The 12,930-nt window shown below is 64.2% G+C and carries 13 protein-coding genes; 4 read left to right on the top strand and 9 right to left on the bottom strand.

Annotated features, from left to right (window positions below; genetic code table 11):
- The 3 genes from AOQ71_RS47575 to AOQ71_RS09835 all read right to left on the bottom strand — a co-directional run.
- Window positions 1-107: TetR family transcriptional regulator (locus AOQ71_RS47575; protein ID WP_245316830.1), on the bottom strand; the 107-nt coding region annotated here is incomplete at its 3' end.
- Between the two features lie 101 nt (window positions 108-208).
- The gene (locus AOQ71_RS09840; protein WP_057745164.1) at window positions 209-505 is read right to left on the bottom strand and encodes a hypothetical protein; all 297 of its coding nucleotides are present in this window, start codon (window positions 503-505) and stop codon (window positions 209-211) included.
- Window positions 506-507: 2 nt separating this feature from the next.
- The gene (locus AOQ71_RS09835) at window positions 508-1,902 is read right to left on the bottom strand and encodes an OmpA family protein (RefSeq protein ID WP_057745161.1); all 1,395 of its coding nucleotides are present in this window, start codon (window positions 1,900-1,902) and stop codon (window positions 508-510) included.
- 167 nt (window positions 1,903-2,069) lie between these two features.
- Between AOQ71_RS09835 and AOQ71_RS09830 the strand changes: the two genes are divergently transcribed.
- Together AOQ71_RS09830 and AOQ71_RS09825 are read left to right on the top strand one after the other, a co-directional pair.
- The gene (locus AOQ71_RS09830; protein WP_057745158.1) at window positions 2,070-3,128 is read left to right on the top strand and encodes a polysaccharide deacetylase family protein; all 1,059 of its coding nucleotides are present in this window, start codon (window positions 2,070-2,072) and stop codon (window positions 3,126-3,128) included.
- A 243-nt stretch (window positions 3,129-3,371) separates the two neighbouring features.
- Complete coding sequence (locus AOQ71_RS09825; RefSeq protein WP_057745155.1) at window positions 3,372-4,172, top strand: SDR family oxidoreductase; 801 nt, start codon at window positions 3,372-3,374, stop codon at window positions 4,170-4,172.
- A gap of 189 nt (window positions 4,173-4,361) precedes the next feature.
- Here the strand turns inward: AOQ71_RS09825 and boxB are convergent, their stop codons facing one another.
- From boxB to AOQ71_RS09805, 4 genes are all read right to left on the bottom strand, one after another.
- A complete protein-coding gene (boxB, locus tag AOQ71_RS09820) occupies window positions 4,362-5,813 on the bottom strand; it encodes a benzoyl-CoA 2,3-epoxidase subunit BoxB (RefSeq protein WP_057745154.1) in 1,452 nt (483 codons plus the stop codon).
- A 13-nt stretch (window positions 5,814-5,826) separates the two neighbouring features.
- Entirely contained in the window at window positions 5,827-7,515 is a 1,689-nt protein-coding gene (gene boxC, locus AOQ71_RS09815) for a 2,3-epoxybenzoyl-CoA dihydrolase (RefSeq protein WP_057745150.1), read from the bottom strand.
- Between the two features lie 137 nt (window positions 7,516-7,652).
- On the bottom strand, window positions 7,653-8,465 hold the full coding sequence (locus AOQ71_RS09810; protein ID WP_205668213.1) for an alpha/beta fold hydrolase: 813 nt from the start codon (window positions 8,463-8,465) through the stop codon (window positions 7,653-7,655).
- 129 nt (window positions 8,466-8,594) lie between these two features.
- A complete protein-coding gene (locus AOQ71_RS09805; protein WP_057745140.1) occupies window positions 8,595-10,136 on the bottom strand; it encodes a benzoate-CoA ligase family protein in 1,542 nt (513 codons plus the stop codon).
- Window positions 10,137-10,257: 121 nt separating this feature from the next.
- On the opposite strand from AOQ71_RS09805, the gene AOQ71_RS09800 reads away from it, so the two are divergent.
- Together AOQ71_RS09800 and AOQ71_RS09795 are read left to right on the top strand one after the other, a co-directional pair.
- Window positions 10,258-11,166, top strand: coding sequence for a helix-turn-helix transcriptional regulator (locus AOQ71_RS09800; protein ID WP_057745136.1), 909 nt, complete (start codon window positions 10,258-10,260; stop codon window positions 11,164-11,166).
- Between the two features lie 2 nt (window positions 11,167-11,168).
- Complete coding sequence (locus tag AOQ71_RS09795; protein ID WP_057745134.1) at window positions 11,169-11,561, top strand: group II truncated hemoglobin; 393 nt, start codon at window positions 11,169-11,171, stop codon at window positions 11,559-11,561.
- 105 nt (window positions 11,562-11,666) lie between these two features.
- On the opposite strand, the gene AOQ71_RS09790 is transcribed toward AOQ71_RS09795, so the two are convergent.
- Both AOQ71_RS09790 and AOQ71_RS09785 read right to left on the bottom strand, forming a co-directional pair.
- Entirely contained in the window at window positions 11,667-11,999 is a 333-nt protein-coding gene (locus tag AOQ71_RS09790; RefSeq protein ID WP_057745130.1) for a PRC-barrel domain-containing protein, read from the bottom strand.
- 69 nt (window positions 12,000-12,068) lie between these two features.
- Window positions 12,069-12,854 carry an IclR family transcriptional regulator domain-containing protein gene (locus AOQ71_RS09785; protein ID WP_057745427.1) on the bottom strand — a complete coding sequence of 262 codons (786 nt, stop codon included), beginning with the start codon at window positions 12,852-12,854 and terminating at the stop codon, window positions 12,069-12,071.
- Between the last annotated feature and the right edge of the window lie 76 nt (window positions 12,855-12,930).

Raw genomic sequence — 12,930 nt, 5'->3', positions numbered from 1 at the left:
CCCGCCGCAGCGGTGACGTCGCGCACGCTGGTGCCGTGATAGCCGGTCCGGAACATGACCTTGAGGCCGGCGTCGAGGATGGCGTCTTTGAGCGATGGCTTAGGCATGCGTGAAATAATACGTACGTACGTATTGATGTCAAGCACTAACCTGTTGCTGCGGCAATCTCCCTGCCGGTCCGTGAGTTACTGCATTTTTGGAGCACGGATCAGGCCGCAGGCTGGCTGCGCGAGACCACCCAATAGCGCAGCCAGGCGCCGATGGTGCAGCCACCGAGATAGCAGGCGAACATGACGAGGCCGAGGTCGAGCCAATAGCCGAAGCGGCCCGGCACCGCGTGCGCGAACGAGGCCGCGACCAGGCCCGCGACGAGCACAGCGAGCCAGCGCGCCGTCACCTTCGAGGTGCCGTTGCCGCGCTGGACCACCGAGATCCAGCCCATGCAGAAGCCCAGCAGCACCGAGCCGATCAGCCAGCCCATATGGAACGAGACGAGATAGGGCATGATCACCTCACCAGAAATTCGATGCGGCGGTTCTGCGCCTTGCCGTCGTCGGTGTCGTTGCCGGCGACAGGCTGCGTGCTGCCATAGCCGACCGCGGTGAAACGGTCCGCGGGCAGCCCGGCCTTGACCAGATAGTCGATCACCGCCTGCGCGCGCTTCTCCGAGAGCGCCTGGTTGAACGAGTCCTCGCCATCGGCATCGGTGTGGCCGGCGACCTCGATATTGGTGGTGGGGCAGCGCAATGCCGTTTCGATCAGATGATCGAGGACGCCCGCGGAGTCAGGATCGATATCGGCACGCTTGGGCTCGAACCGGATCTTGCCCTTGGCCAGCAGCTCCGAGAACAATTGCTGGCAGACGGTGCCGTCGACCGGCCCTGCCGCGGGCTTCACCGTGATTTCGGGCTTGTACTGCCAGGCCTTTGGAAAATCCTTGCCGAGGCCGGCGCGGATGTCGTTGGCCGCGCCTTCGTACAGCGCGTCACCCGACAGCTTCACCTCGCGATCCGAGACCACGAGGGTGCCGGTCGACAGCCGCGACAGCGCACCGAGTGCTGCGATCACCGCGGTGTTGAACGAAGCAGGCGCGCCGATGCTGGCCTTGAGATTGTCGACCACCTTCTCGGTGAAGAATTTCCGCGAGGCGCTATTTGCGATCGCGGCGTGCACGGCGTTGTCGGGCACGTAGCCGGTCAGCGTCACGGTGGCGGCGACCGGATCCTTGTAGGCCTGGAAGATATAAGGCGGCGCCTTGATCTCGTTGGACGCGATCGAAAAGCCCTCAGGCAGGTTCTTCAGCGCGGCGGCGATGGCCTCGCGTCCGCCGAGGTCACGCGCCATGCCCGACAGATTGATCTTGGTGTCGGAGATCGTGATCTTGCCGTCCTTCAGCTTGCCGATCTGGTCGATCAGCAACATCGCCGCCGCCTCGAAACGCGCAGGCGCGCCGCGGGCGAGACCCATCTGATCGGCGACCTCGCCGCCATTGACCTCTTTTCGCGCGGCCTCGGTGAGGCGCGCCTTCATCGACGGCAGCGGCGCGGAGCCCGACAGGGTCACCCGCACGACGTCGCGCTCGGCGGTCCAGACGAAGGGTTTTGCTTCGGGAACAAGGCGGGTCTGGTCGTCGACCAGCCGAACGCCGGGAACCGTCTCGACCGTGGTCACGGCATCGCGGCGCCCCTCCTCGGAGAAAGCGTCCGCGGCCAAGCGGACGTCACGGCCGTCCACCGCGATTCGGGTCTTGTCCAGGACGGTATCCTTGAGCGCGGCCGAGCTGCGGGCCGACAGGTCGGCCTCGACTGGCAAGGTGTTATTCCAGGCCGCAAATCCCCACATGACGGCCAGGGGAATCAGCCCCGGCCACCACTTGCTGGCCCACCTGAAAAGCATATGCATTCGACGACCCGAACTCTGGAACCGGAGACAAAACAAACCCTTGGCAGGCTGTCAAACCGGAAATGGGGCCGTTTCCGGGGTCACCCGTGAAACAATTGGAATAACTTTTTCTTCAAGGGTGGTTCCCTACATTGGGGGCGGAATGCCCAGGGGTCGGCCAGCCGGTCATGAAACAACTGCGTAACAACGTCATTCGCGCCGGGCTGGGAGCACTCTATTTCAGCGGCGCGCATCACCTGCTGCGTCCGCTGCTGTCGGGCGTCGGCGCCATTTTCATGCTGCACCATGTTCGGCCGGCCCGTGAGGGCGCGTTTCAGCCGAACCGGCATCTCGAGGTGACCCCCGACTTCCTGCGCGCGACCCTGTGCCATTTGCGCTCGCGCGAGATCGACATCGTCAGCATGGACGAGCTGCACGAACGGCTGGTTCAGGGCCGGTTCGAGCGCCGCTTCGCCGCCTTCACCTTCGACGACGGCTATCGCGACAACCGGGATCATGCCCTGCCGGTGCTGCGCGAATTTGATGCGCCCGCGACCGTCTATGTCACCAGCGACTTCGCCGAAGGCATGGGACGGCTGTGGTGGACCGCGCTGGAAGCCGTCATCGCCAAGGCCGAACAGGTCGACGTCACAATCGGTCAATCCGGGCTGCGGCTCGATGCAAGCTCGCCGGCCGCCAAGCAGGCGACGTTCGATCGCCTGCACGACTGGCTGCGCGCGCTGCCGGGCGAATACGATCTGAAGCGCGAGATCGAGGCGCTCTGCATCGCGCACGGTGTCGACATGGAAGCGCTGTGCCGAGACCTCTGCCTGTCCTGGGGCGAGGTGAAGCGGCTCGCGGCCGATCCGCTTGTCACGATCGGTGCGCACACCATCAGCCATTGCAATCTCGCCAAGCAAAGCGAGGAGGCCGCCACGCAGGAGATGGCGGTGAGCCGCGCGCGGATCGAGCATGCGCTGGAGCGGGAGGTGCGGCACCTCGCCTACCCCTATGGTGACCGCGAAGCGGCGGGGACGCGCGAATTCGCGTTGGCCGCATCGGCCGGCTTCACGACCGCGGTGACAACACGACCCGGCATGCTGTTCGCCGAGAACGCCGATCACATGACCGCATTGCCGCGCGTTTCGCTCAACGGAAATTACCAGGACGCGCGCATCCTGCCGGTGCTGACCTCTGGCGCCGCGACCGCGATGTGGAACGGTTTTCGCCGGTTTGCGGCGGCCTGACCGTCGTCCCGGCGAAAGCCGGGACCCATACCGCGTGATTTTTCGATTGCGGTTGATACTAATCCCGAACGACCAGCCTTCGCCAAACACCTCCCTGCGGCTATGGGTCCCGGCCCCCGTGCGCAATTGTGCACTAGGCCGGGACGACACTGAGTTGGCTGAACGGCTGACGCACTACACTCCACCGTTCCTTGACTCCCCTCGCCGCGACGCTCAAAACGTCGCCAACTCAAGGGAGGTGTCATGTCCAACGATCTGTTTTCGCTCAAAGGCCGTATCGCACTGGTCACCGGCGGCTCACGCGGCATCGGCAAGATGATCGCGGCGGGATTCCTCGGTGCCGGCGCTGCGAAGGTCTACATCACCGCGCGCAAGGCCGGGCCCTGCGAAGCCACCGCGAAAGAGCTCTCGGCGCAATATAATGGGGATTGCATCGCGCTGCCGATCGACATCTCGACCGTCGAAGGCTGCAACAAGCTCGCCGGCGAAATCATCAAGCTGGAGCCGAAGCTCGACATCCTCGTCAACAATGCCGGCGCGGCCTGGGGCGCGGAATTCGACGAATTCCCCGAGAGCGGCTGGGACAAGGTGATGGACCTCAACGTCAAGTCGCTGTTCTTCCTGACCAAGGCTTTGGCCATGCCGTTGCGCGCGGCGGCCTCGCGCGAGCGCCCGGCGAAGGTGATCAACATCGCCTCGGTCGACGGCATCTTCGTCAATCCCAGCGAGACCTATTCCTATGCCGCGAGCAAGGCCGCCGTGATCCACCTGACGCGGCGCATGGCAACGAAGCTGATCAAGGACAACATCAACGTCACCGCGATCGCGCCGGGCGCGTTCAAGTCCGACATGAACCGCGCCGCGCGCGATCATGCGGACGAAGTGGCCAAGCGCATTCCATCGCGGCGCATCGGCACCGACGAGGACATGGCGGGCGTTGCGATCTATCTCGCTTCGCGTGCGGGGGATTACGTGGTCGGCAACACCATCGCGGTCGATGGCGGCGTGGTGTATGCGAATGCCGGGCTGGAGATCGCTGGGTAGAGGACGCAGACGTGTCAAGGTCCTGGTGTCGTCCCGGCGAAGGCCGGGACCCATACCGCGGAATCTATCGCTAGCGATCGGCAGGTGTACCGAACGACCAATCTTCGCCAAACCATGCCCTGTGGTTATGGGTCCCGGCCTTCGCCGGGACACAGCGGAGTTTTTGGCGCGAGCGTTCGCTCCTGACGTTTACGACTCGATCTTCACGTACTCGAAATCGCCCGGCTTGTTGTCGATGCCGACCTTCGGCGGCGAGATCCAGGAGGCGAACTTGCCGGTTTCGGTGACGGGCTGCATCAAGGAGGTGATGAAGTCGCCGTCGCTGGTCGAGGGCAGCCAATCGTCCTTGCGCTTGGCCCAGGTGGCATCGTCGATCAGGATGCCGTCGGGCGTCGCGTGCACGTCCTTGAACTCGCCGATATGGCGGTGGAAGGCGACGTTCGGCAGCGTCAGCTTGAAATCGTAGCCGGCGGTCGAGATCACCTTGTTCCAGCGCAGCATGCCCTTGACGCAATCCTGGCTGTAATCGTCGCGCAGGCGCATGTTGAGCGCGGTCAGCGCCGGCTCGTCGACCAGCTTGATCTCGCCGTTGATGAGCTTCAGCACCGGATAGGTCGAATTCTTCAGCTGATGATCGTCGTCGATCTGGGTCTCGTGGTAGCGGCCCTTGATGCCGGCGTTGAAGGCGTTGGCCGCGTTGGTCGAGACTTCCGAACCGAACAGGTCGAGCGACAGCGTGTAGTGCAGGTTCAGCTTCTTCTGGATGGTCGGAAGATCAATGACGCCCAGCGCGCGGACCTTCGCGATGTCGGTCGGGTCGGTGATGCCGGCCGCCTTCATCGCATCGCAGGTGCGCTGCACGACGCGGGTGATGCCGGTCTCGCCGACGAACATGTGGTGCGCTTCCTCCGTGAGCATGAAGCGGCAGGTGCGCGACAAGGGATCGAAGCCCGATTGCGCCAGCGAATGCAGCTGCATCTTGCCGTCGCGGTCGGTGAAATAGGTGAACATGAAGAACGACAGCCAGTCCGGCGTCGCCTCGTTGAAGGCACCGAGCATGCGCGGCGCATCGGCATCGCCGGAACGCCGGCGGAGCAAATCGTCAGCTTCTTCACGTCCGTCGCGGCCAAAATATTTCTGCAGCAGATAGACCATCGCCCAGAGATGGCGGCCTTCCTCGACGTTGACCTGGAATAGATTGCGCATGTCGTAGAGCGAGGGCGCGGTCTTGCCGAGATGGCGCTGCTGCTCGACCGAGGCCGGCTCGGTGTCGCCCTGGATCACGATCAGGCGGCGCAGCATGGCGCGATGCTCGCCCGGGACTTCCTGCCAGGCCGGCTCACCATAATGCTCGCCGAACGGGACGACGCGATTTTCTTCCTGGGGAGCAAGGAGAATGCCCCAGCGATATTCGGGCATGCGGACGTAATCGAACTTGGCCCAGCCGCGCGGATCGACCGAATAGGCGGTGCGCAAATAGACCAGCGATTCCTGGAAACCTTCCGGCCCCATGTCGCTCCACCAATCCATGTAGCCGGGATGCCAGCCTTCCAGCGCCTTCAGCACCTGGCGGTCTTCGGCGAGATTGACGTTGTTCGGAATCTTGGTCGAGTAGTCGACGTTCATGATGTTCATGTTCATGGCCGTGCTCTCCTTAAACCCGCGTCATATCGAATTTCGGCTTCTGGCCGCTGCCGTAGCGGCGCAGCGCGCCTTCCTCGCCGACGGCGTTGGGGCGCTGGAAGATCCAGTTCTGCCAGGCGGTGAGGCGGGCGAATATCTTTGATTCCATGGTCTCGGGACCGACGAAGCGCAGGTTGGCTTCCATGCCGGTGAGGCTGTCGGGCGAGAAGCTGGCGCGCTCCTCCAGGAACACGCGGACCTCGTCGTCCCAGTCGATGTCGTCGAGCGCGAAGGTGACGAGACCGAGCTCTTCGGCCTGCTCGGCGTCAAGCGCAGTGCCGAGCGTGGCTTCGGCGCGCTCGACGTCAGCCGGATCAGCCTGGAAGCGCGACTCCAGCCGCGTCAGGCCGTGGCTCATCGGATAGGGACCGAAATTCATCGCCGACAATTCGATCGACGGCGGCGGCTGATTGTCGCCCTGGCGCGTGCCGATCAGCATGTAGGAGCGGTCGGCGGCGAAGACGAGCTCGGCGAGCGTGCCGGCAAAGCAGGACCCCGGCTCGACCAGCGTCACCAGCGTGCGCGAGGTGACGTCGACGCGCTTGAGCACGCGCTTCCAGTAGTGCCTGATCTCGTTGACCAGCCAGTGCGCCTTGTTGGCTTCGAGGAAGGCGTCGGACGCGAGCACATGGGCACGGTCGCCGTGGCTCTTGAACACGAGCATCGCGGTCTCGAGCTCGTTGATGCGCAAATGCAGGATGGCATCGTCGAGCTCGCGCGCGACTTGCAAAGGCCAGAACGAGGCGCCCTGCGCCATCATGCCGTCGATGTCGCCAGGCGGCGCGGCTTCCGGCGCCTTGATCGAGATGGTGGCGATGCGCGCGGCGCGGTCGATGTCGACCGTGACAAAGCCATATCGAATGCTGGTCTCGTCGATCACGCGCTTGAGCGGCGTCAGCACGATGCCCTTGCCGCTGCCGGCGCGCTTCGAGGCCGCCGCAAACTCCTTGGCACGCTCGGCGATTCTGGCCTCGAGCTTGGAGTTCGGCGCGATCTCGTCGACGAGGCGCCATTGCACGGCGCGCTTGCCCTTCACGCCTTCCTCGATGGTGCAGAAGAAATCGGCGTGGTCGCGGCGCACCTTGCGCTTGTCGACGACGCGGGTGAGGCCGCCGGTGCCCGGCAGCACCGCGAGCAGCGGCACCTCGGGCAGCGCCACGGCCGAGGCGCCGTCGTCGGCGAGGATGATGTGGTCGGTCGCGAGCGCCAGCTCATAGCCGCCGCCGGCGGCCGAGCCGTTCACCACGGTGATGAAGCGCTGGCCGGAATTCTCGGAGGAATCTTCCATGCCGTTGCGGGTTTCGTTGGTGAACTTGCAGAAGTTCACCTTGTGGGCATGGGTCGAGCCCGCGAGCATGCGAATGTTGGCGCCGGCGCAGAACACGCGGTTCTTGGCCGAGCGCATCACCACGACCTTCACCTCGGGATGCTCGAAGCGCAGCCGCTGCACGGCGTCGGCGAGCTCGATGTCGACGCCGAGATCGTAGGAATTGAGCTTGAGCAAATAGCCCTCGAAGAGGCCGCCGTTCTCGTCGACATCCATGATGAGCGTCGCCACGTCACCCTCGACCGCCAGCTTCCAATGCTTGTAGCGGGACGGTTCGGTCTGGAAATCGATGAATGTCGCGCCGCCTGCGAGGCGCCGTTCTTCCCCGGCCATGGGCCACCCTTGAGCTCGTCGTGGTTTTAGCGTTAGATGCACAATAGTGCATCTTCCTTCATACGTCCAGCCCGAATCTGGGCCATATATGCATTTTGCTTCATCCTGACGACAATTCGCAAAGGCCCCCCCGGGGATCATGCCGCTTGAAGCCCGCGATCATCGCGCAGGGCGGCCTTTGCGAATTGCTCGATCGCCTCCAGCGTCACCCCCGGCGCTTCACGATGCGGCGAATGCCCGGCACCCGGAATGATTTTCAGGTCGACCGGGCAGTAACACTCCTCCTGGGCGATCTCGACCTGGCGCAGCGTCCCGTATTGGTCATCGGCGCCTTGCACCACCATGACCGGCACGCGGATGTAGGCCAGATAGTCCGAGATGTCCCAGTCGCGGAATTTCGGATCGAGCCAGGCACCGTTCCAGCCGTAGAAGGCGTTGTCGACGTCCTTGTGCCAGCGCGCGAGCTTCGACCTGAGGTCCGTGGTCTCATACGTCGTCTTGATCGCGGCGATGGATTTGATCGAGATGTCCTCGACGATGAAGTGCGGCGCGATCAGTGCGATGCCTTGCAGGCGATGATCCTGATGTGAACCGGCATAGATGGTGGCGATGGAGGCACCATCGGAATGGCCGAGCAGGAGGCCGCGCCTGAAGCCGATCATGTCGAGCAGCTTCGGCAGCACGTCCAGCGCCTCGCGCTGCATGTAGTCGAGCGGACGTGGCAGCGCGACCGGAGACGACTGGCCATAGCCCGCGCGCGAATAGGCGAAGATGCCAGCGCCGGTGGCCTGCTGAAGCTTCTGGGGGAAGTCACCCCAAAGGCCGACGGAGCCGAGCCCTTCGTGCAGCATGACGATGGTGGGCGCGTCGGAGGCCTTCGGCGCCAGCCAGACGTATTCGAGGCTGGCGCTGCCGATGCTGAGGAAGCCGGTGGGTGTGAGGTTGGTCATGCAGTCGTTTCCATCCATTCCGTCATTCCGGACCACTCGCAGAGCGAGTTGATCCGGAATCCCGGGATTGTAGCCTGTGGCTCGGGATTCCGGGTTCGCGCTTCGCGCGCCCCGGAATGACGGAGCCAATCAATTCGCCCCTTCCCGCAGCTTGAATCGCTGGATCTTCCCCGTCGCGGTCTTCGGCAGCGAGTCCACCACGTCGATCCAGCGCGGATATTTCCACGGGCCGATCTTCTGCTTGACGTGCTCCTTCAGCATCTCCTGCAAGTCGCTCGTCTTCGCACCCGGGCGCAGCACGACGAAGGCCTTCGGCTTCAACAGGCCTTCCGGATCGGCCTCGGGCACGACGGCGGCCTCCAGCACGGCCGGATGCGTGATCAGGGCGCTCTCGACCTCGAAAGGCGAGACCCAGATGCCGGAGACCTTGAACATGTCGTCGGCGCGACCGCAGAAAGTGTAGCGGCCCTCGGCGTCGCGAACATATTTGTCGCCGGTACGTGTCCACGGGCCTTCAAATGTGCGCCGGCTCTTGTGGCGCTGGTTCCAGTAGCCCTCGCCGGCCGAGGGCGCATCGACCAGGAGTTCGCCGACTTCGCCGTCGGCGACATCCTGGCCGGCCTCGTTGACCAGCCGCACTGCGTAACCCGGCACCGGCTTGCCTGAAGAGCCGTACTTGATGTCGCCGGGCGCGTTCGACAGGAAGATGTGCAAGAGCTCGGTCGAGCCGACACCGTCGAGAATGTCGACGCCGAAACGAGACTTCCAACTGTTGCCGACGGATTCCGGCAGCGCCTCGCCGGCGGAGGTGCAGATGCGCAAGGACTTGCCGCCCCGCTCGCTCTTCATCGCCTCGTCGTTCAACATCGCAGCAAACAGCGTCGGCACGCCGTAGAAGATCGAAGGGTTGTAGCGGTTCATCAAGTCGAACATGCGCGCCGGCGTCGGACGCTCGCTGTTGAGGATCACGCTTGCGCCGACCGACATCGGGAAGGTCAGCGCATTGCCGAGGCCATAGGCGAAAAACAGTTTTGCCGCGGACAGGCAGACGTCGCTCTCGCGGATGCCGAGCACCTGCTTGGCGTAGGTATCCGCCGTCGCCTGCAAATTTGAGTGGATGTGGCGCACGCCCTTGGGCATGCCGGTCGAGCCGGACGAATAGAGCCAGAACGCGGGCTCGTCCGGATGCGTCGCAACGGTGGTGAACTGATCGCTCTCCCCTGCGATCTCTTCCGCAAGTTGCTTGTGGCCGTTCTGCTTGGCGCCGGAGACGACGACATGCTCGAGATCAGGCATGCGGCCGACCACGTCCTTGATGACGGGATAGAGCGCCTCCGAGACGACCAGCACGCGGGCGCGGCAATCGGCGAGGATGTAGGCATATTGATCCGCGGTCAGCAGCGTATTCAGCGGCACCGGCACGATGCCGGCGCGGATCGCGCCCAGGAACACGATCGGGAAATCGACCGTATCCAGCATGATCATCGCCACGCGCTCCTCGCGGCGGACGCCGAGCCGGCGCAGCATGTTGGCGGCGCGGCGGGTCTGCTGCTGGAGCTCGCCGTAGGTGAGCTGCGAAACGGTATCGTCGAAGGCGAGCTTGTTGCCCCTGCCTTCCTCGACGTTACGGTCGAGTAGCCAGGTCACCGCGTTGTAGGATCCCTCGCTCACGGTCGCCTCCCCCGAATTTTGAATTATAATTCATAGAAAGACACTGCGCCGGCTTGCTGTCAATGCTATCTGGCACTATGTTTCATTAAAACGCGCCGCAGGACACCTGTAAAGAAGGCTCATGACCGACAGTCCCGACGCCGAATCCCGCTTTCTCGAACAGCTCGGCCAGCGCGTGCGCACCATGCGCGCGCTGCGCGGCATGTCGCGAAAAGTGCTCGCCAAGGTATCAGGAATTTCGGAGCGCTACATCGCGCAGCTCGAGAGCGGCAAGGGCAATGTCTCGATCGTGCTGCTCCGCCGCGTCTCTGACGCGATGGGCGCGCATCTCGAAGATCTGCTTCCCAGTGCCGATCCGACGCCGGACTGGCAGATGTTTCGCGACCTCTTGCGCAAGGCGACCCCTGGCCAGATTGCGCAAGCCAAGGATCTGCTCGCGGGAGGCAGTGCGTCAGCGCCGCGCCGCGCGCCGTTTTGCGGTATCGCGCTGATTGGCCTGCGCGGCGCCGGAAAATCGACGCTCGGACGCATGCTGGCGAAGAAGATCGGCTGGAGCTTTGTCGAGCTCAACAAGGAGGTCGAGCAGCAGAACGGCCTCTCGGTTGCCGAGATCATCGCGCTCTATGGCCAGGAAGGTTTTAGACGCATGGAGCAGGCGGCGTTGCAGCAGCTGCTCGCGCGCAACGAGCTGATGGTGCTGGCGACCGGCGGCGGCATCGTCTCCGAGCCTTTGACCTTCGACCAGATCCTGACCTCGTTCTACACCATCTGGCTGAAGGCCGAGCCCGAAGAGCACATGGCGCGCGTACGCCGCCAGGGCGATCTGCGCCCGATGGCGGACGATCGCTCCGCCATGGCCGAGCTGCGCAACATCCTGCTCAGCCGCGAGCCGCTCTATGCGCGCGCGACGGCGGTGGTCGATACCGCAGGCCTTTCCGTCGATGCCGCGGCTGCGCGGCTGATCGATGCGATCCGGCCGGTGCTGCAGAACGAAGCCCGCAGCTTCGGGCTGCGGAGCGTGGCGCTGTAGAAATGACCTCCACCGACGTCACCACCCCGATGTTCGAGCGGATCGGCGGCAGTGCCACGATCAACGCCCTCGTCGACCGCTTCTACGACCGCATGGACACGCTGGCGCAGGCGAAGACCATCCGCGCCATGCATGCGAGCGATCTCGGCCCGATCCGGGACGTGCTGAAGCGCTATCTCACCGAATGGACCGGCGGCCCGAAGCTCTACACCCCCGAGAAAGGCCATCCGCGGCTGAGACAGCGCCATCTCGGCTTTGTCATCGGCGATGCCGAACGCGATGCGTGGCTGCTGTGCATGCGCGGCGCGATGGAGGAGACGGTGACGGACAGCGCCGCGCGGCAGGACCTCGACAAGGCGATATCAGGCCTCGCCGACTGGATGCGCAACAGCTAGCGACCCCGTAGCCCGGATGGAGCGCAGCGCAATCCGGGAAGTCTCGCCTGCCGTGAGATCCCGGATTTCGCTGCGCTCCATCCGGGCTACGAAGACTAGCACGACTTAGATCGACCAGTAGTTCGGATGCTGGTAGGGCCGCGAGCGGTCGCCCCAATCGAACTCCTCGCCATCAAACTCGCAGGGGCCGCTGCTCAATTGCTCCGGCGTCAGATCGACCTGGAAGGCCTGACGGCCCGGATCATATTTCAGTGCGCTCCACTGCAAGGGATAATGGTGATGCGTGCCGAGCAGGCCGCCGGTCTTGATCACGGCATAGGCGACCGTTCCGCTCACCTTGTCGAGCATCAACCGCTCGATGGTGCCGAGCTTGGTGCCGTCACAACCATAGACGGCGACGTGCTGCACGCGATCACTGGGAACCATGGTGTGTTGCATGGCGTGCTCCCTGGTCTTGGATGGAGCGCATTATAGCACGGATGCCGGGGGGGGTGGGATTGGCGTCAACTATAGCAATTGCGTGCGCACCGACTCCGCGCCCTCGCGCAGCAGCGGCAGGAAGCGGTCGATCAACTCCTGCACCGGCACGCGATCGACATGGGCGCCCATGTTGATGGCGGCGACGATGACGTCGTCGTAGCGGCGCACCGGCACCGAGATCGAGCGGAAATGTGGTTCGGCCTCGCGGTCGACCAGCGAATAGCCTTGGGCTCGATCCGCGGCGATGCGTGCGAGCAGCGCCTTGGGATCGGTCTGTGTCTGCGGCGTCAGCGCTTCGCGCTTCATCGCCTTGAGGCGCACCAGCAGATCTGCATCGTCGCGCTGGCCGAGCATGGCGCGGCCGACCGAGGTGCAGAACGCCGGCAGGCGGTAGCCGATTTCCAGCCCACCCGAAAACATCCGCGCCGGGCTGCTGCGCGCGATGAACACGACGTCATCGCCATCGAGCACCGCGAGCGAGGAGATTTCGTTGGCCGCGGTCGCGACGCGGTCGAGCACCGGTTGCAGCACCGCGACCAGCTGGTTGGAGCGCAAGTACGACGCCGCCAGGGTCAACACATGCGGCGTCAGCGAGAACAGCTTTCCGTCGCCGCTGACAAAGCCGCCGCGCTGGAGCGTGAACAGCATGCGCCGCGCGGTGGCGCGCGGCAGCTCGGCGACACGGGCGAGATCACTCAGAGTCATCGGACCCGCATTGGCGCCGAAACATTGCAGCAGGCGCAGGCCGCGATCGAGGGCTTCGACGAAATCCGTCGGACGCTCGTCAGTCTCGCTCCGCTTCAGCTTGGGCATCGGTTGGGGCTCATCTGCAAAATAGTGCTTGCTGCCGATCCAAGGCATGTCATAATTCGCCCATTCGTTCAATAGG

The organism is Bradyrhizobium manausense (genome assembly GCF_001440035.1).
Lineage (GTDB): Bacteria > Pseudomonadota > Alphaproteobacteria > Rhizobiales > Xanthobacteraceae > Bradyrhizobium > Bradyrhizobium manausense.
The sequence above is the reverse complement of the archived record's forward strand: the minus strand, read 5'-3'. Positions and strand labels throughout refer to the sequence as shown.